The 23480-nt window shown below is 61.6% G+C and carries 21 protein-coding genes; 5 read left to right on the top strand and 16 right to left on the bottom strand.

Annotated elements, in window-relative coordinates; translation table 11 throughout:
- The first annotated feature begins 2 nt into the window (after positions 1-2).
- The 5 genes from AC07N4_RS28690 (at position 3) to AC07N4_RS28670 (ending at position 5511) form a co-directional block, all read left to right on the top strand.
- Entirely contained in the window at positions 3-680 is a 678-nt protein-coding gene (locus AC07N4_RS28690; protein WP_053123617.1) for a heavy metal response regulator transcription factor, read from the top strand.
- Entirely contained in the window at positions 670-2034 is a 1365-nt protein-coding gene (locus AC07N4_RS28685) for a heavy metal sensor histidine kinase (protein ID WP_493066589.1), read from the top strand. The genes AC07N4_RS28690 and AC07N4_RS28685 overlap by 11 nt, the downstream gene beginning before the upstream one ends.
- 121 nt (positions 2035-2155) lie before the next feature.
- Positions 2156-2377, top strand: a complete 222-nt coding sequence (locus tag AC07N4_RS28680) for a hypothetical protein (protein WP_493066590.1) — start codon at positions 2156-2158, stop codon at positions 2375-2377.
- A 196-nt stretch (positions 2378-2573) separates the two neighbouring features.
- The gene (locus tag AC07N4_RS28675; RefSeq protein ID WP_493066591.1) at positions 2574-3890 is read left to right on the top strand and encodes an OprD family porin; all 1317 of its coding nucleotides are present in this window, start codon (positions 2574-2576) and stop codon (positions 3888-3890) included.
- A 112-nt stretch (positions 3891-4002) separates the two neighbouring features.
- Positions 4003-5511, top strand: coding sequence for a sensor domain-containing diguanylate cyclase (locus AC07N4_RS28670; RefSeq protein ID WP_102621248.1), 1509 nt, complete (start codon positions 4003-4005; stop codon positions 5509-5511).
- A gap of 61 nt (positions 5512-5572) precedes the next feature.
- Here the strand turns inward: AC07N4_RS28670 and lpxC are convergent, their stop codons facing one another.
- The 16 genes from lpxC to mraZ all read right to left on the bottom strand — a co-directional run bounded on the left by lpxC (position 5573) and on the right by mraZ (position 23390).
- Complete coding sequence (gene lpxC / locus AC07N4_RS28665; protein ID WP_007916984.1) at positions 5573-6484, bottom strand: UDP-3-O-acyl-N-acetylglucosamine deacetylase; 912 nt, start codon at positions 6482-6484, stop codon at positions 5573-5575.
- A gap of 112 nt (positions 6485-6596) precedes the next feature.
- A complete protein-coding gene (gene ftsZ / locus AC07N4_RS28660; protein ID WP_025109282.1) occupies positions 6597-7793 on the bottom strand; it encodes a cell division protein FtsZ in 1197 nt (398 codons plus the stop codon).
- Between the two features lie 67 nt (positions 7794-7860).
- Positions 7861-9120 carry a cell division protein FtsA gene (ftsA, locus tag AC07N4_RS28655; RefSeq protein WP_007956755.1) on the bottom strand — a complete coding sequence of 420 codons (1260 nt, stop codon included), beginning with the start codon at positions 9118-9120 and terminating at the stop codon, positions 7861-7863.
- Positions 9121-9135: 15 nt separating this feature from the next.
- Positions 9136-10002, bottom strand: a complete 867-nt coding sequence (locus AC07N4_RS28650) for a cell division protein FtsQ/DivIB (protein WP_096822827.1) — start codon at positions 10000-10002, stop codon at positions 9136-9138.
- Positions 10003-10006: 4 nt separating this feature from the next.
- Entirely contained in the window at positions 10007-10981 is a 975-nt protein-coding gene (locus AC07N4_RS28645) for a D-alanine--D-alanine ligase (protein ID WP_096822828.1), read from the bottom strand.
- Positions 10978-12438 carry a UDP-N-acetylmuramate--L-alanine ligase gene (gene murC / locus AC07N4_RS28640; protein ID WP_085733672.1) on the bottom strand — a complete coding sequence of 487 codons (1461 nt, stop codon included), beginning with the start codon at positions 12436-12438 and terminating at the stop codon, positions 10978-10980. Before murC ends, AC07N4_RS28645 begins: the two co-directional genes overlap by 4 nt.
- The gene (gene murG / locus AC07N4_RS28635) at positions 12431-13501 is read right to left on the bottom strand and encodes an undecaprenyldiphospho-muramoylpentapeptide beta-N-acetylglucosaminyltransferase (RefSeq protein WP_273540756.1); all 1071 of its coding nucleotides are present in this window, start codon (positions 13499-13501) and stop codon (positions 12431-12433) included. Before murG ends, murC begins: the two co-directional genes overlap by 8 nt.
- Positions 13491-14708 (bottom strand): putative lipid II flippase FtsW, encoded by a 1218-nt coding sequence (gene ftsW / locus AC07N4_RS28630; protein WP_096822830.1) that lies wholly within the window; start codon positions 14706-14708, stop codon positions 13491-13493. The genes murG and ftsW overlap by 11 nt, the downstream gene beginning before the upstream one ends.
- Positions 14705-16051 (bottom strand): UDP-N-acetylmuramoyl-L-alanine--D-glutamate ligase, encoded by a 1347-nt coding sequence (gene murD / locus AC07N4_RS28625; protein ID WP_493066592.1) that lies wholly within the window; start codon positions 16049-16051, stop codon positions 14705-14707. Before murD ends, ftsW begins: the two co-directional genes overlap by 4 nt.
- A 5-nt stretch (positions 16052-16056) precedes the next feature.
- Positions 16057-17139, bottom strand: a complete 1083-nt coding sequence (gene mraY / locus AC07N4_RS28620; RefSeq protein ID WP_096822832.1) for a phospho-N-acetylmuramoyl-pentapeptide-transferase — start codon at positions 17137-17139, stop codon at positions 16057-16059.
- Positions 17139-18506, bottom strand: coding sequence for a UDP-N-acetylmuramoyl-tripeptide--D-alanyl-D-alanine ligase (locus AC07N4_RS28615; RefSeq protein WP_102621246.1), 1368 nt, complete (start codon positions 18504-18506; stop codon positions 17139-17141). Before AC07N4_RS28615 ends, mraY begins: the two co-directional genes overlap by 1 nt.
- Positions 18499-19962 carry a UDP-N-acetylmuramoyl-L-alanyl-D-glutamate--2,6-diaminopimelate ligase gene (locus AC07N4_RS28610; protein WP_096822834.1) on the bottom strand — a complete coding sequence of 488 codons (1464 nt, stop codon included), beginning with the start codon at positions 19960-19962 and terminating at the stop codon, positions 18499-18501. Before AC07N4_RS28610 ends, AC07N4_RS28615 begins: the two co-directional genes overlap by 8 nt.
- Positions 19962-21701, bottom strand: a complete 1740-nt coding sequence (locus AC07N4_RS28605; RefSeq protein WP_173861365.1) for a peptidoglycan D,D-transpeptidase FtsI family protein — start codon at positions 21699-21701, stop codon at positions 19962-19964. Before AC07N4_RS28605 ends, AC07N4_RS28610 begins: the two co-directional genes overlap by 1 nt.
- Positions 21701-21994 carry a cell division protein FtsL gene (gene ftsL, locus AC07N4_RS28600; protein ID WP_007956777.1) on the bottom strand — a complete coding sequence of 98 codons (294 nt, stop codon included), beginning with the start codon at positions 21992-21994 and terminating at the stop codon, positions 21701-21703. Before ftsL ends, AC07N4_RS28605 begins: the two co-directional genes overlap by 1 nt.
- Entirely contained in the window at positions 21991-22938 is a 948-nt protein-coding gene (rsmH, locus tag AC07N4_RS28595; RefSeq protein ID WP_425220332.1) for a 16S rRNA (cytosine(1402)-N(4))-methyltransferase RsmH, read from the bottom strand. Before rsmH ends, ftsL begins: the two co-directional genes overlap by 4 nt.
- Positions 22935-23390 carry a division/cell wall cluster transcriptional repressor MraZ gene (gene mraZ, locus AC07N4_RS28590; RefSeq protein WP_003205355.1) on the bottom strand — a complete coding sequence of 152 codons (456 nt, stop codon included), beginning with the start codon at positions 23388-23390 and terminating at the stop codon, positions 22935-22937. Before mraZ ends, rsmH begins: the two co-directional genes overlap by 4 nt.
- Between the last annotated feature and the right edge of the window lie 90 nt (positions 23391-23480).

Here is a 23480-nt window from a genome sequence, read left to right as displayed (position 1 = left end):
TCATGCGCGTTCTGATTATCGAAGACGAAGAGAAAACCGCGGACTATCTGCACCGCGGCCTGACGGAACAGGGTTACACCGTGGATCTGGCTCGCGACGGCATCGAGGGCCTGCACCTGGCGCTGGAAAGCGACTACGCGGTGATCGTCCTCGACGTGATGCTGCCGGGCCTCGACGGCTTCGGCGTACTGCGCGCGTTGCGTGCGCGCAAGCAGACGCCGGTGATCATGCTCACCGCCCGTGAACGTGTCGAAGACCGGATCCGTGGTTTGCGCGACGGTGCCGACGATTACCTCGGCAAACCGTTTTCCTTCCTCGAACTGGTGGCGCGCCTGCAAGCGCTGACCCGTCGCAGTGGCGGCCATGAACCGGTACAAGTGAGCATCGCCGACCTGTGGATAGATTTGATCAGCCGCAAGGCCACCCGCGCCGGCACGCGACTGGACCTGACCGCCAAGGAGTTTTCGCTGCTCAGCGTTTTGGCCCGGCGCCAGGGTGAGATCCTGTCGAAAACCGCGATTGCGGAAATGGTCTGGGACATCAATTTCGACAGCGACGCCAACGTCGTCGAAGTCGCGATCAAGCGTCTGCGGGCCAAGCTCGACGGGCCGTTCGACGAGAAACTGCTGCACACCATCCGTGGCATGGGGTATGTGCTGGAGAGCCGTGGTGTCCAGTAATTCGATTGCGCTGCGCCTGAGCGGAATGTTCACGCTGGTGGCGCTGCTGGTGTTTCTGTTGATCGGCGGCGCGCTGTATCAGCAGGTGGACAAGGGCTTGGGGTTGCTGCCGGAAGCCGAGCTGGACGCGCGTTATAGCGTGTTGGAGTCGGCACTCAACCGATTCGGCACTCCCGAACATTGGGTGAAGATCAACGCCAAACTGAACTTGCTCGGCGAAGAAGACAAACGCATCCGCTTCTGGGTGGTGAGCGGTGACCCGGGTTATGAATATGGCCAGCCGGACGCCATGATCCGCGCCTTTGCCCAAGGCCCCCTGGGCATGCGCGACCTGCAACTGCCCAACCATGATTACCCGCTGAAAGTGCTGCTGACCGAGTTGCCGGCCAAGGATCAACGCCCGCCACTGCGCTTCATGATCGGCATCGATACCGAGACCTTTCACCAGACCCAGCACAATCTTTTGATTGCCTTGATCGGCCTGGCGATTGTCGGCGTGCTGATGGCGTCGGCATTGGGTTATTGGGTAGCGCGGATCGGCCTCAAGCCACTGATCAAGCTGTCCCACGAGGCGCAGCGTCTGGCGCCGCCGCTGCGGGCCGGGCGCTTGCGTCTGTCGCCGCTGCCACCGGAGCTCGAACAGTTTGTCGACTCGTTCAACTCGACACTGGAGCGGGTTGAACAAGCCTACTCGCGGCTGGAATCGTTCAATGCCGACGTCGCCCATGAACTGCGCTCGCCGTTGACCAACCTGATCGGCCAGACTCAGGTTGCCCTCACTCGCGGGCGTTCTGCCGAACATTATTTCGAAGTGCTGCAATCCAACCTCGAAGAGCTGGAACGCCTGCGCTCGATCATCAACGACATGCTGTTTCTGGCCAGTGCCGACCAGGGCAGCAAGGCCACCAAACTGACCTCGACGTCACTCGCCGATGAAGTGGCGACCACCCTCGAATACCTCGACTTCATCCTCGAAGATGCACAGGTCGAAGTACGAGTGAGCGGCGACGCGCAGGTGCAGATCGAGATCGCTCATTTGCGCCGGGCGTTGATCAATCTGCTGAGCAACGCGGTGCAACACACCGCGCCCGGTCAGGTGATCGAAGTGCAGATCGAGGTCGAGGAACATCAGGTCAGCATCGGCGTCGCCAACCCCGGCTCACCGATTGCCAGCGAACATTTGCCGCGCTTGTTCGAACGCTTCTACCGGGTCGATGCGTCGCGCAGCAACAGCGGCAACAACCACGGCCTGGGGCTGGCGATCGTCAAGGCAATTGCGTTGATGCATGGTGGGGATGTGTTTGTGCGTAGTGATCGCGGAATGAACACTTTTGGCATTCACCTCCCGGTCTGAGGACCTGGATCGTTGCCATTCCCGCAACAGTCATTTATGAAAATCACGCTGTTTCCCAACGCCCGGCAACCTTATCTTTGCCCGCACCAAACAGCACTTGCCAAGCAAGAAGGTTTTCAAGATGTCCAACAGTATGGGTATTGCCAGCGCTTTCGTTTTGTCCTCATTGATCCTGTCGCCGATGGCGATGGCTGAAGAATCGCAGTCGTTCGTAGCGCAAAACGCCGCTCGCGCCCAGGCATTCGAGCAGTATCAGGCAGAAGTGATGGCCAAGGCCCAAGACGCCACGCAAGCCCATCAGGCCGCAACTTCCCAGGTTCAGGCAGCCGAGAAAGACAGCTGAGTCGCGCACTACGCAACGTTTCCCTCGACGCGGTTGTTTGGCTCTTCCCGTTCAACCGTCGTCCTTCCAGGCCGCTGACTTTCAGCGGCCTTTTTTCGTTGTGGTGTGCAAGCGGACAGGTTCGTCTCTTACAATTAGAAACATCCCGCACCTCAAGACATTGAAGTGTCAGTTGACCCAAGGAGCTTTACCGCACGTGCGTTACCCAGTTCGCTTCACCCCGCTGTTCATTGCAATTGCCGCAACGATTGCCCCCGCCGCCCACGCCGCCGAACCCGAGAAAGAAGGCTTCGTCGAAGGCTCGAGCCTCAACCTCAATGCCCGCAACTACTACATGAACCGTAACCGCCTGCAGCAGACGGACGACAACATCGAGTGGGGCCAGGGTTTCCTCGGCAAATTCCAGTCGGGCTACACCGAAGGCACGGTCGGTTTCGGCATTGATGCCCACGCCATGCTCGGTCTGAAACTCGACGGTGGTGGCGGTACGGACAACTCCAGCATCCTGCCGGTCAGCGACGGCAACGGCAAAGCGCCGGGCTCGTTCTCCACCGCGGGTGGCACGCTGAAAATGCGTGCGTTCGATACCGAACTGAAGGCCGGTGACCTGTTCCTCACCAACCCGGTGATCGCCGGCGGTGAAAGCCGCATGCTGCCGCAGACCTTCCGTGGCGTCAGCCTGACCAACCACAGCTTCGACGGCTGGATGATCGAAGGTGGCCAGGCCAGTTTCACCAAACCGTACAACCAGAGCGGTCACAAACGCATCGGCACCTCTTACGGCACGCTCGCCGAGCACGATGACAGCCAGCACCTGAACTGGGCCGGCGTGACCTGGAGCGGCGTCGAAGGCCTGACCAGCAGCCTTTATGCTTCCGAGCTGAAGGACATCTGGAACCAGTACTACTACGACCTCGACTACACCTGGGCGCTGAATGATCTGGTGACCCTCAACCCGGGCCTGCACTTCTATCACACGCAGGACACCGGCGACGCGTTGCTGGGCAACATCGACAACAACACCTACAGCCTGCATTTCACCGTCGGCATCGGCAGCCACAGCGTCACCGCCGCGTACCAGCGGGTCAACGGCAACACGCCGTTCGACTACATCAGCCAGGGCGACAGCATCTACCTCGACAACTCCCAGCAATACTCGGACTTCAACGGCCCGAACGAGCGCTCGTGGAAACTCAAGTACGCCTACGACTTCGCTGGTCTCGGCATGCCAGGCCTGACCTCGGCGGTGTCTTACTCGCGCGGCACACTGGACCTGACCAAGGTCGACCCGGACAGCAAAGGCTACGCCTCGTGGTACAGCGCCGAAGGTCGCAACGCCAAGCACTGGGAACGTGACATCGACCTCAAGTACGTGGTGCAGAGCGGCCAGGCCAAAGACCTGGCGGTACGTCTGCAATGGGCCACCAACCGTGGCGGCAACGGTTACGGCGCGCTGGATACGGACACAGATGAATACCGCGTGATCATCGACTACCCGATCAACGTCTTCTAAGATCGGCGCTACAGTAAGAAGGCCAGCCTTATGCGCTGGCCTTTTTCTTGCGTGTGCGGCAGCGACGTTTGTACAACTACGCTTAGAAGACTCTTCAACCGATAACCCAACCATGATCGCGAGCCGTACCCCACCCGTTGCGGGCAAGACCGGACGCCCCGAGTTGCTGTTGATCCTCGGCAGTCTGCTGAGCGTCATCGCGATTGTGTGCATCGTCACTTTTCTGCTGATTCGTGAGCACGCCAACGCTCAGGAATCGGCAACGCGCAGTGCCACCACCATCGCCCAACTCATCGATGCCGATGTGTTGCGCACCGTTGAGCTGTACGACCTGACCCTGCAAGGGCTGATCGCAGCGGCCCAGCGCGATGACCTGAAAAGCGTGTCACCGCAGATTCGTCACCTGGCGCTGTTCGACCGCTCGACGACGGCGCGCTTCAAGGGCGACATCCTGCTGCTCGACAAACATGGCGAGGTCATCGCCGACTCCTCGCGGGTCGAACCGCTGCCGGGCAATTTCGCCGACCGCGATTACTTTCTCGCCCACGCCTTCAACCGCGACACCGGCATGTACATCAGCCGCCCGTTCAAGCCACGTTGCGACTGCGACGACGCGAATCAGTGGCGTGTCAGTTTCAGCCGGCGCATCTCTTCGGACACCGGTGAATTCCTGGGTGTGGCAGTGGCGTCGATGAAGCTCGATTACTTCGACCAGTTGTTCAACAGCCTCGACATCGGCGTCGACAGCACGCTGAACATCATCAACAACGACGGCATCCTGCTGGCCCAGAAGCCCTATCTGCAAAGCGATTCGATCGGCAAGAGTTTTGCCGCCCGTCCCAATGTGGTGCGGATTCTGCGCGACCGCAGCGGCAATGGCAGTTTCAGCAGCATTTCGAGCATGGATCACCAGCAACGGCTTTACACCTACTCTCAGGTCGGCAACCTGCCGCTGACAGTCATCGTTGCGCTGTCGAGCGATGAAGTGTTCGGGGCGTGGAAGCGCACGGCGATTCTGATCAGCGGTGCCACCGGTGTGCTTTGCCTCGGCCTGTTATGGCTGACCTGGCTGCTGGCCCGGGAGCTGCGCCTGCGGCAACGGGCCGAACGAGAACTGGCGCAACTGGCGGCCACCGATGCCCTGACCGGCGTCGCCAACCGGCGGATGCTCGATCAGGCGCTGCGACACGAATGGTTTCGTGCCCAGCGCTCGGGCAAGGCGTTGTCGGTGCTGATGGTCGATGCCGATCACTTCAAGGCATTCAACGACCGGCATGGCCATCAGGCCGGGGATCAGGCACTGCGTGAACTGGCCAAAGTGATTAGCGCCAATGTGCGGCGCCCGGCGGATCTGGTGGCACGTTATGGCGGTGAAGAGTTCTCGGTGATCCTGGCCGAAACCGACAGCGTCGGCGCGCAACAGATTGCCGAACATGTACGGGCGGCGGTGGAACAGTTGCCGCGCCTGGAGGGGGATGAAGTGCCGATGACGGTGAGCATCGGTATCAGCACCTGGACGGCGGCGAGCGAGATCAGTCTGGAGCAACTGATGTTTGCGGCAGACAAGGCGCTGTATCAGGCCAAGGAAGGTGGCCGGAATCGAGTGGTGGTGGCGTCCTGAAAACAGGCATAAAAAAAGGCCACCCAAAGGTGGCCTTCAAAAAACTAGAGAGGTTTTTTACTTACACCGCCGCAACCGGGCGCATGTAAGAGATTGGTGCGGTGCTGGCGTCTTCAAACGTCACGACTTCCCAGGCATCTGTCTGCTCAATCAACTTGCGCAGCAGCTGGTTGTTCAGTGCGTGGCCGGACTTGAAGCCCTTGAACTCACCAATCAGGCTATTGCCCAGCAGGTACAGGTCGCCAATTGCATCGAGGATCTTGTGCTTCACGAATTCGTCTTCATAGCGAAGGCCGTCTTCGTTCAGTACGCCATCGGCATCGACCACGATCGCGTTTTCAACGCTGCCGCCGAGTGCGAGGTTGTGCTTGCGCAGGTACTCGATGTCACTCATGAAACCGAAAGTACGGGCGCGGCTGACTTCTTTTACGAACGAAGTGCTGGAAAAATCCACGCTTGCACTTTGGGTGCGGTCCCGGAAAACCGGGTGATCGAAATCGATCTCGAAGCTCACCTTGAACCCTTCGAAAGGGACGAAAGTGGCGCGCTTGTCGCCGTCTTCCACTGTCACTTCACGCAGGATGCGGATGAATTTCTTGGCGGCGTCCTGTTCTTCCAGGCCTGCCGATTGAATCAGGAATACGAAAGGTCCTGCGCTACCGTCCATGATCGGGACTTCGGACGCGGAGAGCTCGACGTAGGCGTTATCGATGCCCAGGCCAGCCATGGCCGAGAGCAAGTGCTCTACCGTGTCCACTTTGACGTCGCCGTTAATCAGCGTCGTCGACATAGTGGTTTCACCGACGTTTTCCGCGCGGGCAGGAATCTGCACCACAGGGTCGAGGTCAGCGCGACAAAACACAATGCCAGTGTCGACAGGCGCAGGCTTGAGGGTCAGGTAGACCTTCTCCCCGGAGTGCAGGCCTACACCTGTGGCACGGATAATATTTTTCAGTGTGCGTTGTTTAATCATGGCTTGGGCCGCTTCAGCGCAAATTGCGAACTGGTATCAACAAAGGCTGGCGATGATAGCAGACCATGCCTTTGCTGAACACCAATCACCTTCATAGCCCTGATACATTCCATCAATCAGCCTGACGACGCAGGAAAGCCGGGATGTCCAGGTAGTCCAGGTCATCTTGCGGATTCATCTTCGCGGCAGTCGCAGCACCGGCCTGAGCCTGGTTGCGCATGACGGTCGGACGGTCCAGATCACGGTAGTTCACCGCTGGCGCTTCCTGACGGGCGGGAGCCGGTTGTTGCACCTGAGCGGCAGCCATGGAGGTGTGAACGGTGTTGTCGATGACCTTCACAGGCTTCTCGATTTTCGCGCCCAGACCGGTGGCAACCACAGTTACGTGCAGCTCGTCGCGCATGTCCGGATCGATAACGGTACCGACCTTGACCATCGCGTGCTCGGAGGCGAAGGCTTCGATGATCGAACCCACGTCGGAGTACTCACCCAGGGACAGGTCAGGACCGGCAGTGATGTTCACCAGGATGCCGCGTGCGCCTTGCAGGTTCACGTCTTCCAGCAGCGGGTTGCGGATGGCCGCTTCGGTCGCTTCACGTGCACGGTTCGGACCGCTGGCGCAGCCAGTGCCCATCATCGCCATGCCCATTTCGCTCATCACGGTACGCACGTCGGCGAAGTCGACGTTGATCATGCCCGGACGCTTGATGATGTCGGAGATACCGCGAACGGCACCGGCCAGTACATCGTCAGCCTTGGCGAAAGCCGACAGCAGGCTTGCGTCTTTACCGAGGATGGTCAGCAGCTTCTCGTTGGGAATGGTGATCAACGAGTCGACGCTTTCGGAGAGCATGCGGATGCCTTCGTCGGCGATCTGCATACGCTTGCGGCCTTCGAACGGGAACGGACGCGTTACGACAGCAACGGTCAGGATGCCCATTTCCTTGGCCACTTCGGCGATGATCGGCGCAGCACCGGTACCGGTACCGCCGCCCATGCCAGTGGTGATGAACACCATGTTGGTGCCGGCCAGCACTTCAGCGATGCGCTCGCGATCTTCCAGCGCAGCCTGACGGCCGACTTCCGGGTTGGCGCCGGCGCCCAGGCCTTTGGTCACACCGGTGCCCAGTTGCAGAATGGTGCGCGCGCCGATGTTTTTCAGCGCTTGAGCATCGGTGTTGGCGCAGATGAACTCGACGCCTTCGATGTTGCTCTTGACCATGTGGTTGACAGCGTTGCCGCCGCCACCGCCAACACCGATAACTTTGATTACCGGGCTTGCGGGGATGTTGTCTACGAGTTCGAACATTTTCCCTCTCCTTACATTCTCTAGTTTTTTCGCCTACTGCATTTTGTTGCGGTGCTGCGGTAAAGCTTTAGAAGTTGCCTTGAACCCACTTCTTCAAACGGTCCAGCAACGGCGCCTGAGGCTCATCGTTGCTGTAGCTGTCGCGGCTGCCGATGCCCGAGAACGAGATCCCGTCGGACTGCTTTTGCAGGCCGTACATCAACAAGCCAACGCCAGTGGAATAAATCGGGTTGCGTACCACGTCATCCAGACCTTTCACGCCATGGGGCACGCCCAGGCGGACCGGCATGTGGAAGATTTCTTCGGCCAGTTCGGTGGCGCCTTCCATTTTCGACGTGCCGCCGGTCAGCACGATGCCGGCCGGGATCAGGTCTTCGTAGCCGCTGCGACGCAGCTCGGCCTGGATCAGGGTGAACAGCTCGTCGTAACGCGGCTCGACCACTTCGGCCAGGGCCTGACGGGACAGTTCGCGTGGTGGACGGTCGCCGACGCTCGGCACCTTGATGGTCTCGCCGGCACCGGCCAGCTTGGCCAGCGCGCAGGCGTAGCGGATCTTGATCTCTTCGGCGTACTGGGTCGGGGTGCGCAACGCCATGGCGATGTCGTTGGTCACCTGGTCACCGGCAATCGGGATCACGGCCGTGTGGCGGATGGCGCCTTCGGTGAAGATCGCGATGTCGGTGGTGCCGCCGCCGATGTCGACCAGGCACACACCCAGCTCTTTTTCGTCGTCGGTCAGTACCGAGTAGGCCGAGGCCAGCTGCTCGAGAATGATGTCGTCGATTTCCAGACCGCAGCGGCGCACGCATTTTTCAATGTTCTGTGCGGCGTTGACGGCGCAGGTGACCACATGGACCTTGGCTTCCAGACGCACGCCGGACATGCCCAGCGGCTCGCGCACGCCTTCCTGGTTATCGATCACGTAGTCCTGCGGCAAGGTGTGCAGCACCCGCTGGTCAGCCGGGATCGCCACAGCCTGGGCGGCGTCGAGTACTCGCTCCAGGTCAGCCGAGCTGACTTCGCGATCACGAATCGCCACGATGCCGTGGGAGTTCAGGCTGCGGATGTGATTGCCCGCCACGCCGACGAACGCCGAGTGAATGCGGCAGCCCGCCATCAGTTGGGCTTCTTCGATCGCGCGCTGGATCGATTGCACGGTGGACTCGATGTTCACCACCACGCCTTTCTTCAGGCCGCGGGACGGATGAGTGCCGATCCCGACGATTTCCAGCGAGCCGTCGTCCGCAACCTCGCCGACCAGCGCCACCACCTTGGAGGTGCCGATATCGAGACCGACGATCATTTTGCCGCTTTGCACGTTTGCCATGGGTCCTGCCTCTTCTTAATTCTTTGCGACAGCGGGTTGGGCTGTCGTCGGCGCTACTGGTTCCCGCCAGCCAACAGCGAGGCCGTTGGCATAGCGCAGATCGATGCGCGCAATGTTCGTAATCTGGTCTTTAAGCGTCTTGTCATAGATGGCAATGAAGCGGCGCATCTTTTCCACCAGGTTGCCGCGTCCCAGCAGCAACTCGATGCCGGGGCCGGAACTGCCGGCACCGGTAGTCAGGAACCAGCTGCCACGTTCACGCAGCTCAAGGCGCGCAATCGAGAAGCCCATTGGCCTGAGCATCTGGCTCAGCACCTGATACTGCTGCATCACTTGCTGCTGGGCCCGCTGCGGGCCGAACAGCTGTGGCAAGTGTTCGTAGTTCGCCAGTTCCTTGGGCGTGAACGCCTGGCCCTGGTTGTTGAGCAGCGACTCATCGCCCCAACGGGCCACAGGCAGTTGCTCTTCGAGGCGGATCACCACCTGGTCCGGCCACACCCGACGGACTTCGGCGTGAGCGATCCACGGCATCTGCTCCAGCTCGGTGCGCATGCTCGCCAGGTCGATGGTGAAGAAGCTCGACGCCACGTACGGGGCGATTCGCTGCTGCACCGCTTGCTGGCTGATATAGCTCAGGTCGCCCTGCACCGCGATCTTGGTGATCGGCCGGTCGGCGTACGGCAACAACCGCTGCGCGCCTTCGTAGGTGCCGAACCCGAGCACCACCAGCAACACCGGCCAGAACAGGCTTTTCAGGAAACCGAAATTGGCTTTGGGCAGGCGCGCGGACATCGGCTCTTTGGCCACCATTCGGCTGGCACCCCGCGGCACCGGCTTGCGGCCGGGAGCGGGTGGCTGATGTCTGAGCTGTGCGCCTTGCATGGTCTTAACCTCGCGCCTCTTTCTTGCCATCGGCATCGACACTGGCGGCCAGAATGGCCAGGACCAGTTGCTGGAAATCCAGACCGGCCGCTTTCGCCGCCATCGGTACCAGGCTGTGATCGGTCATGCCGGGAGCGGTGTTGACTTCCAGGAACCAGAATTTTCCGTCGGCGTCCTGCATCACGTCCGCCCGACCCCAACCACCAATGCCCAGCGCCTCGCAGGCTTGCGCCGTGAGGTCCATGAGTTCTTTTTCCTTGGCGGCATCCAGCCCGCACGGAATCCGATACTGGGTATCGTTGGCGATGTACTTGGCGTCGTAGTCGTAGAACGTGTGTGGCGTACCCAGGGCGATAGGAGGCAACACCTGGTCACGCAGGGTGGCGATGGTGAACTCCGGACCGTGGATCCATTGCTCGACCAACACTTGCGAATCGTAGGTACTGGCCGCTTTCCATGCGTCGATCAACTCGGACGCAGAACTCACTTTGGCCATCCCGATACTTGAACCTTCATGCGCCGGTTTGACGATCAAAGGGAAGCCCAGTTCCGTCGCTGCCGAAATACAATCGGCCTCGCTGCGCAGCACGGCGTGACGCGGCGTCGGAATCCCCAACGTGTGCCAGACCTGCTTGGTGCGCAGTTTGTCCATCGCCAGCGCGGAAGCCAGGATGCCGCTGCCGGTGTACGGAATGCCGGCCACTTCGAGCAGGCCCTGCATGCTGCCGTCTTCACCGCCACGACCGTGGAGGATGATGAACGCGCGGTCGATTTTTTCGCTCAGCAAGCGCTGCAGAATGTCAGCGCCGACGTCGATCCCGAACGCGTCCACACCAGCGCTTTGCAGCGCAGTGAGCACAGCGTTGCCGGACTTCAGCGAGACTTCACGCTCGGCACTCAAGCCACCGAACAGCACGGCAACGCGGCCGAAGTCTTTCGGGGCAATGGTGGAGAACAGATTGGCGTAGGCAGCAGTCATTTCAACTTCCCCTCGACCGGCGCCGCCACGGCACCGGCGAACAACTCGCTTTTCAACAGTTTCGGTGCGAGGCCGCCGATGTCACCGGCGCCCTGGCACAGCAGAATGTCGCCGGCACGCAGCAGCGGCTTGACCAGCGGCGCCAGATCGACACCGCGCTCGATGTAGATCGGGTCCAACTGACCGCGCTGACGGATGCTGTTGCACAGTTTGCGGCTGTCAGCCCCCGGAATCGGCTCTTCGCCGGCCGGATAGACTTCCATCAGCAGCAGCACGTTGGCGTCGGCCAGTACATTGACGAAGTCGTCGTACAGGTCACGGGTGCGGCTATAGCGGTGCGGCTGGTAGACCATCACCAGGCGGCGCTCTGGCCAGCCACCGCGCACAGCCTTGATCACGGCCGCGACTTCGGTCGGGTGGTGACCGTAGTCATCGACCAGCATCACGTTGCCGCCGTCCACCGGCAGTTCGCCGTAGACCTGGAAGCGACGACCGACACCCTGGAACCCGGACAGGCCCTGGACGATGGCTTCATCGCTGACGCCCTCGTCGGTGGCGATGCAGATGGTCGCCAGGGAATTGAGTACGTTGTGGTTGCCCGGCATGTTCACGGACACATCCAGCGGCTCGCGATCAGGGCGCAGCACGGTGAAGAAGGTCTGCATGCCTTGCTGGCGCACATTGATGGCGCGCACGTCAGCGTCTTCGCTGAAGCCGTAGGTCACGGTCGGACGTTTCACCTGCGGCAGGATTTCACGCACCACCGGGTCGTCCAGGCACATCACCGCCAGACCGTAGAACGGCAGGTTGTGCAGGAACTCGACGAAGGTTTTCTTCAACTTGTTGAAGTCACCGTCGTAGGTCGCCATGTGGTCGGCGTCGATGTTGGTCACCACGGCCACCAGCGGTTGCAGGTGCAGGAAGCTGGCGTCGCTCTCGTCGGCCTCGGCGATCAGGTAGCGGCTGGTGCCGAGCTGGGCATTGGTGCCCGCAGCATTCAGACGGCCACCGATGACGAACGTCGGGTCCAGGCCACCGGCCGCAAACACCGAAGCGATCAGGCTGGTGGTGGTGGTTTTGCCGTGCGTACCGGCGACGGCGATGCCATGGCGGTAGCGCATCAGCTCGGCGAGCATCTCGGCACGTGGCACCACCGGAATACGACGCTCAAGGGCGGTCGCTACTTCCGGGTTGGAGGTGTTCACGGCGCTCGACACCACCAGCACATCGGCGGCAGCGGCGTTCTCGGCACGGTGACCGATGAAGATCTGCGCACCGAAGGATTCCAGACGCTCAGTGACCGGCGAAGCCTTGAGGTCGGAGCCGGACACGGCGTAACCCAGGTTCAGCAGCACTTCGGCAATGCCACACATGCCCACGCCGCCGATGCCGACGAAGTGGATGCGACGGATGCGGCGCATTTCCGGTTGCGGCATGGCTTTCTGATTCTCAACCATGGGCCACCTCCAGACAGGTATCGACCACGCTGCGGGTGGCTTCGGGTTTTGCCAGACGGCGGGCCGCTTGGGCCATTTCTTCGAGTCGTTGCGGTTGCATCAAGACCTCTGTCAGGCGCGCGGCAAGGTCCGCGGCACCAGTCGTTCTTTGCGGCATCAGGAAGGCAGCGCCTTCGCGGGCCAAATAATCGGCGTTGCGGGTCTGGTGATCGTCGATCGCGTGGGGCAAGGGCACCAGCATCGAAGGCAGACCGGCGGCAGCCAGCTCACTGACGGTCAATGCGCCTGCGCGGCACACCACCAGATCAGCCCAGCCATAGGCCTGGGCCATGTCCTTGATGAAGGGCTGCACCTGCGCGTCCACGCCGGCGGCGCGGTAGCGCTCTGCAGTCACTTCATCGTGATTTTTGCCGGCCTGATGAAACACTTCCGGGCGCAAGTCGGAGGCGACTTGTGCCAGGGCTTCAGGCAGCAACTTGTTCAACGGTTCTGCGCCCAGGCTTCCGCCCAGGATCAGCAAACGCGCCTTGCGTCCGGCCAGTGCCGCACGCGGTGTTTCGAGGAACAGCTCGCTGCGCACCGGGTTACCGGTGGTACGGCGGCTGTCCGACAGGGTAAAGGTGTCGGGGAAGGCTTCACACACCCGGGCGGCGAACGGCACCAGCAACCGATTGGCGGTGCCGGCCACGGCGTTCTGCTCGTGAACGATCACCGGTACGCCGGCCAGTTTCGCGGCGATACCACCAGGGCCGGTCACGTAACCACCGAAGCCGACCACACACACCGGACGCAGCCGGCGAATGATCGCCCGCGCCTGCCACACCGACTTCAGCAGCATGAACGGCGCCTTGAGCAGCGACAGCTTGCCCTTGCCGCGCAGACCGCTGGCGTTGATGCGATGCAATTCGAGGCCGGCGGCCGGCACCAGATCGTTCTCGATCCCGCGTGGCGTGCCGAGCCAGTGCACGGTGTAGCCGCGCGCCTGGAATTCACGGGCACAGGACAGTGCCGGGAACACGTGGCCACCGGTACCGCCGGCCATGATCAATACGTTAGCGCCCATGATTCGGCTCCTCCGCGAAGTCGCTCTCATGGAATTCCATCTCTTCACTGCCCAGGTGGGTCCGACTCTCCCACTCGATCCTCAGCAACAAGCCAAGGCAGGCGCAGCAGATCACCAGGGAACTGCCGCCATAACTGAGAAACGGCAAGGTCAGGCCCTTGGTCGGCAGCAGGCCGACGTTCACGCCGATGTTGATCAGGAACTGACCGATCCACAGGAACGACAGACCGTAGGCAACATAAGCGGCAAAAAACTGTTTGGCTTTCTCGGCCCACAGACCGATGTACATGCCGCGAATACACACGAACACGAACAGCGCGACGGTGCACAGCGAACCCACCGCGCCCAGCTCTTCAGCCAGTACCGAGAACACGAAGTCGGTGTGGGCTTCCGGCAGGTAGAACTGCTTCTGCACGCTGTTGCCCAGACCAACGCCCAGCCACTCGCCGCGACCGAACGCGATCAAGGCCTGGGACAATTGATAACCGGCACCGAACTGGTCGGCCCACGGGTCGGCGAAGTTGGTCAGACGCGCCATCCGGTACGGTTGCATCTGAATCAGCAACACCACCGCCGCCACCGCCAGCACCACCATCAGCGAGAACCGGAACAACCCGACCCCACCGAGGAACAGCATCGCCGCCGCTGCGCCCATCATTACGACGGTGGCACCGAAGTCCGGCTCCATCAGCAACAGGCCGGCCATTGGCAGCAGCACGATGAACGGCTTGAAGAAGCCCATCCAGCTCTCGCGCACTTCCTTCTGGCGACGCACCAGATAACCGGCGAGGTAAATCACCACGAACACCTTGGCGATCTCGGACGGCTGAACGTTGAAGAAGCTGAAACCGATCCAGCGCATCGAACCGTTAACCTCACGGCCGATCCCCGGGACGATCACCATCACCAACAGACCGAACGCACCAATCAGCATCAGCCAGCCCAGCCGCTGCCAGGTGGCGATCGGAATCATCATGGTGACGATGCACGCGCCCAGTCCCAGCACCACGTAGATCAGGTGACGGGTCATGTAATAAAGAGCACTGCCCGACTGCACCGCACCGACTTCGGTCGATGCCGAAGCGATCATGATCAGGCCCAGGCCAAGCAGCGCCAGGCAACCGGCGAGCATCGGGAAATCGAGATCGATCCCGCGCCCGGTGATGATCGGCGACGGATACGGCTTGATGATGTTTCTCAGGCTCATGCCAGTTCCTCCACGGCGCGGACGAACTGGTGACCACGGTCTTCGTAATTCTTGAACATGTCGAAACTGGCGCAGGCCGGCGACAGCAGCACCACGTCACCCGGCTGGGCGGCGGCGCGGCATTGTTCGACCGCGTCGACCAACGAAGTGGCGCGGATCAGCGGCACGGCGTCGCCGATGGCCTCGCCGATCTTGTCGGAGTCGCGGCCCATCAGGATCACGGCGCGGCAATGAGCGGCTACCGGGTCACGCAGGTCCTTGAACTCTGCACCCTTGCCATCGCCACCGGCGATCAGCACGACCTTGCCTTCGATGTCCGCACCCAGGCCTTCGATGGCAGCCAGTGCGGCGCCGACGTTGGTGGCTTTGGAATCGTTGTAGTAACCGACGCCGTCCAGGTCACGCACCCACTGGCAGCGATGCTCGAGGCCGGCGAAGTTGCGCAGAGCCGCGAGCATGGCGTCGAACGGCAGCCCGACCGCGTGGCCGAGCGCCAGCGCCGCGAGGGCGTTGGACTGGTTGTGGGCGCCGCGAATCTTCAGTTCACGCACCGGCATCAGGTTCTGGAACTCGAAGGCCAGGTATTTCTCGCCATTCTCTTCGCGCAGACCGAACGCCTTGAAATCGGGTTTGGTCAGGCCGAAGGTCCAGCACGGCTGGCCCTCGCCCATCAGCGGACGGGTCAGAGCGTCCTGACGGTTGACCACGAACTGCTTGGCGCCACGGAAGATCCGGTGCTTGGCCAGGTGATAGGCCGGCAGACCGCTGTAACGGTCCATGTGGTCTTCGCTGATGTTGAGCACGGTCGCCACTTCGGCGTTGAGCTGGTCAGTGGTTTCCAGCTGGAAGCTCGACAGCTCCATCACGTACAGCTCGACGTCATCGCTGAGCAGGTCCAGCGCCGGCGTACCGAGGTTGCCGCCCACTGCCACACGTTTGCCGGCCGCAGCCGCCATCTCGCCGACCAGGGTGGTGACGGTGCTTTTCGCGTTGGAACCGCTGATGGCCACGATCGGCGCCTTCGCGTTACGCGCGAACAGCTCGATGTCGCCGGACAACTTCACGCCACGGGCCGCGGCGGCTTGCAGGGCCGGGGTCGCCAGCGCCAGACCGGGGCTCACGTAGAGCTCGTCGGCACGGCACAGGAACTCGACGTCCAGCTCGCCACAACGCACTTCCACGTGCGGATAGTCACGCTGGAGCGTGGCCAGTTCCGGTGGATTTTCCCGCGTGTCGGCCACAGCAAACGCCACGCCCCGGTTCGCCAGGAAGCGAACCAGGGACATGCCGCTCTTGCCGAGGCCGACAACGATGCGGAAGTGGTCAGAAGCGATCAGAGACACTCGTTCTACCTCAGCTTCAGGGTGGCAAGGCCGATCAGCACGAGAATCACGGTGATGATCCAGAAACGGACGATCACACGCGGCTCGGGCCAGCCCTTGAGTTCAAAGTGGTGGTGTATCGGAGCCATGCGGAACACACGGCGACCGGTCAGCTTAAAGGAGGCAACCTGAATCACGACTGACAGGGTTTCCATCACGAACACGCCGCCCATGATGAACAGGACGATTTCCTGACGGACGATCACCGCGATGGTGCCCAGAGCGGCGCCCAGCGCCAGTGCGCCGACGTCGCCCATGAAGACTTGCGCCGGATAGGTGTTGAACCACAGGAAGCCCAGGCCGGCACCGATCAGCGCGCCGCAGAACACGATCAGTTCGCCTGCGCCCGGTACGTACGGGATCAGCAGGTATTCAGCGAATTTCACGTTACCCGACAGGTAGCAGAAGATGCCCAGGCCGCCGCCGACCATCACTGTCGGCATGATCGCCAGACCGTCGAGACCGTCGGTCAGGTTGACCGCGTTGCTCGAACCGACGATCACGAAGTAAGTCAGCACGATGAAACCGGCGCCCAGCGGAATGCTGTAGTCCTTGAGCATCGGCAGGATCAGGGTGGTTTCCACCGGAGTGGCGGCAGTCATATAAAGGAAGATCGCCGCGCCGAGGCCGAACACCGACTGCCAGAAATACTTCCAGCGACTCGGCAGGCCACGGGAGTTCTTCTCGATCACCTTGCGGTAGTCGTCGACCCAGCCGATGGCGCCGAACAGCAGGGTCACCAGCAGAACGGTCCAGACATAACGATTGCTCAGGTCAGCCCACAGCAACGTGCTGACGCCGATCGAAGACAGAATCAGCGCGCCACCCATGGTCGGCGTACCGGATTTGGACAGGTGCGATTGCGGACCGTCGTTACGAACGGACTGCCCGATCTGACGGTTCTGCAGGGTGCGGATCATCCACGGGCCATAGCACAGCGACAGGACCAGCGCGGTCAGCACACCGAGGATCCCGCGCAGGGTCAGGTACTGGAAGACCGCGAAGCCTTTGTAGAACTGTTGCAGATACTCCGCTAGCAGCAGCAGCATTAATGTTTCTCCAGACTGGACCCGCACAGGGCCGCAACGATGTTTTCCATCGCTGCGCTGCGCGAACCCTTGATCAAAATGGTGGTGTTTTTGTCCTGCTCGGCGCCGAGGGCCTGGATCAGTTCGGCCTGTGTGCCGAAGTGATGCGCCTCGTTACCGAATGCGTTCACGGCGTGGACCATGTTCGGCCCGACGGCGTAAAGCGCGGAAACCTTGCCCCGGGCGTATTCGCCCACGTCGCGGTGCCCCTGCTCCGCCCAGTCGCCCAACTCGCCGATATCCCCGAGCACCAGAACGGTGCGGCCGGAAAAGCCGGCGAGTATATCAACGGCCGCACACATGGAGGTGGGGTTCGCGTTGTAAGTGTCATCAATCACGCGCATGCCGTTTTTCGCCAGTTGCGCGACGGTGCGACCCTTGACCGGTTGTACCGCGCCAAGCCCGGTGGCGATGCCGAACAGCGACACGCCCAGGGCGTGAGCGGCAGCGGCAGCGGCCAGGGCATTGGCGACGTTATGGGTGCCGAGCAGGTTCAGTTGAACCCGTTCCACACCTTCAGGACTGTGCAGGTTGAACGCTGGGCAGCCACGGGCGTCGGTGGCCAGATCGCTGGCGTGGAAATCTGCCTGAGTGTTGCTCAGGGCAAAGGTCAGCACCTTGCGACCGGCAGCGCGGGTCTTCCAGATACCGAACGCCTTGTCATCGAGATTCAGCACGGCGACGCCATCGGCCGCCAGCCCTTCGATGATTTCGCCTTTGGCTTCGACGATTTTCTCCGGCCCGCCGAACTCACCGACGTGAGCGGTGCCGGCGTTGTTGAGGATCGCTACGTGCGGCTTGGTCAGCCCGACGGTGTAGGCGATTTCACCCAGACGCGAAGCACCCAGTTCGATCACTGCCGCGCTGTGTTCCGGGGCAAGTTCGAGCAGGGTCAGCGGCACGCCGAGGTCGTTGTTCAGGTTGCCACGGGTCGCGTGCACCGAACCGCGCGTGCGCAGGATGCTCGCGAGCATTTCCTTGACCGTGGTCTTGCCGCTGGAGCCGGTGACGGCGGCAACCGGCTTGGTGAACGCGGCACGGTTCAAGGCCCCTAGCTGACCGAGGGCCTGACGGGTGTCCTTGACCAGCAATTGCGGCAGCGTGCTGTCGGCGACTTCGCGCTCGACCAGCGCCGCGACCGCGCCTTTTGCAGCGACGTCGTTCAAATAGTCATGACCGTCGAAACGCGGGCCGGTCAGCGCAATAAACAGTTGGCCAGCCTTGATGGCGCGGCTGTCGATGCTCACGCCGTCAAAACTGGCGTCTGCACTGATCAGCCGTGCGTCGAGTGCATTGGTCAGTTCGCTGAGTTTCAGGGCCTTAAGCATGGGCCACCTCCCACGCGGTCAGGGCGTGATCCGCCTCGACCAGATCAGAGAATGCGTGGCGCTCGCCGTTGATTTCCTGATAGTCCTCGTGACCTTTGCCGGCCAGGACCACCACGTCATCCGCCGAGGCGCTGGCGATCAATTGCGCGATGGCCTGGCCACGGCCGGCCACGAATGTCACGTTATCCACAGCCGTGAAACCGGCGCGGATGTCATCGAAAATCACCGCCGGATCCTCGGTGCGTGGATTGTCATCGGTGACCAGCACGCGGTCGGCCAGACGCTCGACCACTTCGGCCATCAACGGACGCTTGCCGCGATCGCGATCACCGCCGCAGCCGAACAGGCACAGCAACTGGCCTTTGACGTGCGGACGCAACGCAGTCAGAACTTTTTCCAGCGCATCCGGGGTGTGGGCGTAATCGACCACCACCAGCGGCTGGGTGCCACCGCCGAGACGCTGCATGCGTCCGGCCGGGCCTTCGAGTTTCGGCAGCACCTTGAGAATTTCGTCGAGGGCGTAGTCCAGACCGAGCAAGGCGCCAACCGCAGCCAGTACGTTGCTCAAGTTGAAACGGCCCAGCAATGTGCTGCGCAGATGATGTTCGCCCTGCGGCGTGACCAGCGTGGCGCGCACGCCATGGTCGTCGAACTGCGCTTCGCGGACATACAGATAGGCACTGCTGTCGAGCAAGCTATATGTAATCAAACGCGAATCACGCTTTTCAGCGGCCAGTTGCCGGCCGAAATCGTCGTCCAGATTGACCACGCGGCACTTCAGGTCATTCCAGGCAAACAGCTTGGCCTTCGCTTCGGCGTAGGCCTCCATGGTGCCGTGGTAATCGAGGTGATCGCGGGACAGGTTGGTCATCACCGCCACGTCAAACGCCAGTGCAGTGACCCGGCCCTGATCCAGACCGTGGGACGAAACTTCCATGGCCACGGCTTTGGCGCCGGCCTTTTTCAGGTCGCCCAGGGTCGCTTGCATGGCGATCGGGTTCGGCGTGGTGTGCAGGCCGCTTTGCAGCGAGCCGTAGAAACCGGAGCCCAGGGTGCCGACGATGCCGCAGTGCTGACCCAGCAGGTCCAGCGCCTGGGCAACAAGCTGAGTCACGCTGGTCTTGCCGTTGGTGCCGGTCACGCCCACCAGGTTCAGGTGATGACTTGGCTCACCGTAAAAACGACCGGCGATATCTGACAGCTGCGCTGCCAGGCCTTTGACCGGAATCAGCGGCACGTCAGTGATCGGCAGCACGGTGGCGCCTTCCACTTCGTAAGCCACGGCGGCAGCGCCACGAGTGAGCGCGTCAGCAATATGCGCACGACCGTCGAACTTGCCGCCCGGCACCGCGAGGAACAGGTCGCCCGCGCGCACGTTGCGGCTGTCGAGTGCCAGTTCACGGATCAACAGATCGTGGCCGGCGTGGGGGAAAATCTTGTTCAGACTAAGAGACATCAGCCGCGCCCTCCATTGGCTTTCAGCGGAACGGCCGGGGTGGCGTTGGCCTGTTGTGTTGTCGGCAGGTTGTCCGGGGTCACGTTCATCAGACGCAGGGTGCCGGACATCACACGGCTGAACACCGGCGCCGAAACCAGACCACCGAAGTAACCGGCCTTGCTCGGTTCATCGATCACCACGACGATGGCGTAACGCGGATCGCTCATCGGGCCGAAACCGGCGAACAGCGAGCGGTACGAGTTTTCGGCGTAACCCTTGGTGCCCACCGACGTCTTGCGCGCAGTACCCGACTTGCCCGCCACGTGATACGCCGGCACCTGCGCACGGAACACACCGCGCGGGGCCTCGATCACCTGTTGCAGCATGCCTTGCATGGTTTTCGCGACGGCTTCCGGCAGCACCTGAGTGGTCTGTGGCGCCTTGTCGGTTTTGATCAGGGTCAGCGGCGCGAGGCGACCGTTGTTGGCCAGCGCCGAGAACGCGTGCACCAGCTGAATCGCGGTCACCGAAATACCGTAGCCGTAGGACAGCGTTGCGGTTTCGGCTTTACGCCACTCGCGGTAATTCGGCAGGTTACCGACACGTTCGCCCGGGAAGCCGAGGCCGGTGTCCTGGCCGAGGCCGACTTTCTGCGCGAGACGGAAAATGGTTTCGCCGCCGATATCGAACGCGACCTTACTCATGCCGACGTTACTGGAATTGATCAGAATGCCGGTCAGGTCGAGTACCGGACCTTCGGTCTTCGATACGTCCTTGATCGTGTATTTGCCGATCTGCAGGGAGCCCGGATACACCTCGACGGTGTCGCTCGGTTTCCAGCGGCCGGTTTCGATCGCGGCGCTCATCGAGATCGCTTTCATGGTCGAACCCGGTTCGAACACGTCGATCATCGCGCGGTTACGCATCATCGCCGGTTGCAGGTTGCGACGGTTGTTCGGGTTGTAGGTCGGCTGGTTGACCATGGCGAGGATCTCGCCGGTCTTCACGTCCATGATCACCAGGCTGCCAGCCTTGGCGCCGTTCTCGATGATCGCGTTACGCAGCTCGCGGTTGGCCAGGTATTGCAGACGCAGGTCAATGGACAACGCCAAGGGCTTGCCGGCCTTGGCGTTTTTGGTGACCTGGACATCCTTGATCAGCCGTCCGCGCCGATCCTTGATGACTTGCCGCTTGCCGGGCACGCCGGCCAGCCATTCATCGTAGGCCAGTTCGACGCCTTCACGACCGTGGTCATCGATGTCGGTGAACCCGACCATGTGCGCGGTGACTTCACCGGCCGGGTAGAACCGGCGGAATTCTTCGATGCCGTAGACGCCCGGTACTTTCAGGTCGAGCACGGCCTGGCCCTGCTCGGGGGTCAGCCCGCGCACCAGATAAATGAATTCTTTGTTGGCCTGGGCTTCGAGGCGTTCGGCCAGGGCTTTCGGATCCTGCCCCAGCGCCGCTGCCAGTGCCGGCCACTTCTCTTTGGCCGTCTGCATTTCCTTGGCGTTGGCCCACAGTGTGGTCACCGGGGTACTCACGGCCAGAGGCTCGCCGTTGCGGTCGGTGATCAGGCCACGGTGTGCCGGAATCGGGATATGACGAACGCTGCGCGCATCGCCCTGCCCCTTGAGGAAGTCACGGTCGACCACTTGCAGGTCAATGATGCGCCAGCAGATCGCGGCCACCATCACGCCGAGCAGACCTACCAACAGACGGAAGCGCCACGGGAAGAGAGCCCCTTCGAGTTTCATCATGGCGCCACCATCTTCACGTCAGCTGCGCCTGGGATGTGCATCTTCAGTTGTTCGGTGGCCAGCACTTCGATCCGGCTGTGGGCGGTCCAGGTGCTTTGCTCCAGGATCAGGCGCCCCCACTCGGCCTGCGCCTTGTCGCGCACGCTCAGTTCGTTGTACAGGGTGTTGAGCAACTGCCGGTTCCAGTGGGCGCTGTAAGACACGCCGATGGCCGACACGAGCACGCCGATGAACAGCAGCAGCATGAAAAAGCTGCCGCCAGGCAGTGGCTTGGCGAAAAGCTTGCTCACCGCAGCTTCTCCGCGACACGCATGACGGCGCTACGGGAACGTGGGTTGGCTTTGAGTTCGGCGTCGGAGGCCGTCTGCGCTTTGCCATGGACTTTGATTTTCGGTTCGAACGCGACGTGGCGAACCGGCAGGTTGCGCGGCAGGTTGTCGGCTTCGCCTTTCACCAGCTTGCGCATGAACAGTTTGACGATGCGGTCTTCCAGCGAGTGGAAGCTGATCACGACCAGACGACCGCCCACTTCCAGGCATTCGAGTGCGGCTTCAAGGCCCGCTTCCAGATCGCCCAGCTCGTTGTTGACGTGAATGCGCAGCCCCTGGAATGCACGGGTTGCCGGGTTCTTGCCCTTTTCCCACGCCGGGTTGGCGACTTTCAGGACTTCGGCCAGATCGGCGGTACGCTCGAACGGCGTGATGTCACGACGTTCGGCCACGGCGCGAGCCATGCGACCGGAGAAACGCTCTTCGCCATATTCCTTGAACACCCGGGCGATTTCTTCCACAGGCGCGGTATTGACGAACTCGGCCGCGCTGATGCCACGGGACGGATCCATGCGCATGTCCAGCGGGCCATCATTGAGGAAACTGAAGCCGCGTTCGGCATCATCGAGCTGCGGCGAAGACACGCCGAGGTCGAGCAGAATGCCGCTGACCTTGCCGTCCAGACCACGCTCGGCAACCACCGAACCGAGCTCGGCAAAGCTGCGCTGCACAACGACAAAGCGGCCGTCTTCGGCCGCTAGCGTTTGCCCGGTGGCAATCGCTTGAGGATCCTTGTCGAATCCGATGAGCCGGCCGTCGGGACCGAGCTTGCTGAGGATCAACCGGCTGTGCCCGCCGCGCCCGAACGTGCCGTCCAGATAGCAGCCATCAGGACGTACGGCGAGAGCCTCGACGGCTTCGTCAAGCAGTACGGTGATGTGGTTAAAGCCGCTATCAATAGTCACAGGATCAAATCACGCAGTTCGTCAGGCATGGCGCCCGGTTGTTGTATGGCAGCCAGGTCAGCGGCAGAAACCGCGTTCCAGGCATCTTCGTCCCACAATTGGAACTTGTTCAGTTGGCCAACCAGCATCGCGCGCTTGTCCAGCTTTGCGTATTCGCGCAGACGCGGCGGAACCAGAAAACGACCACTGCCGTCGAGCTCGAGGTCAACGGCATTACCAATCAATAAGCGCTGCAGACGACGGTTCTCTTCGCGGAGCGAAGGAAGCGCGCGCAACTTGGTTTCAATAATTTCCCACTCATCGAGCGGGTAGACACACAAACACGGATCAACGGCATCGATGGTCACGATCAACTGGCCGGAACTACGCGAAACGAGCTCGTCACGGTACCGGCTCGGCATGGCGAGACGGCCCTTTGCGTCGAGACTGATAGCGTTAGCTCCGCGAAACACGTCTGCGTTTCTCCAATTTTTATCGTTTTGAGCTCAAAAAACCCACTTCATGCCACTTTCCGCCACTTGCGCACACTATAGGAATGCGCC

Source organism: Pseudomonas sp. GW821-FHT09E04, assembly GCF_059416185.1.
This window is presented reverse-complemented; position numbering and strand designations above follow the sequence as displayed.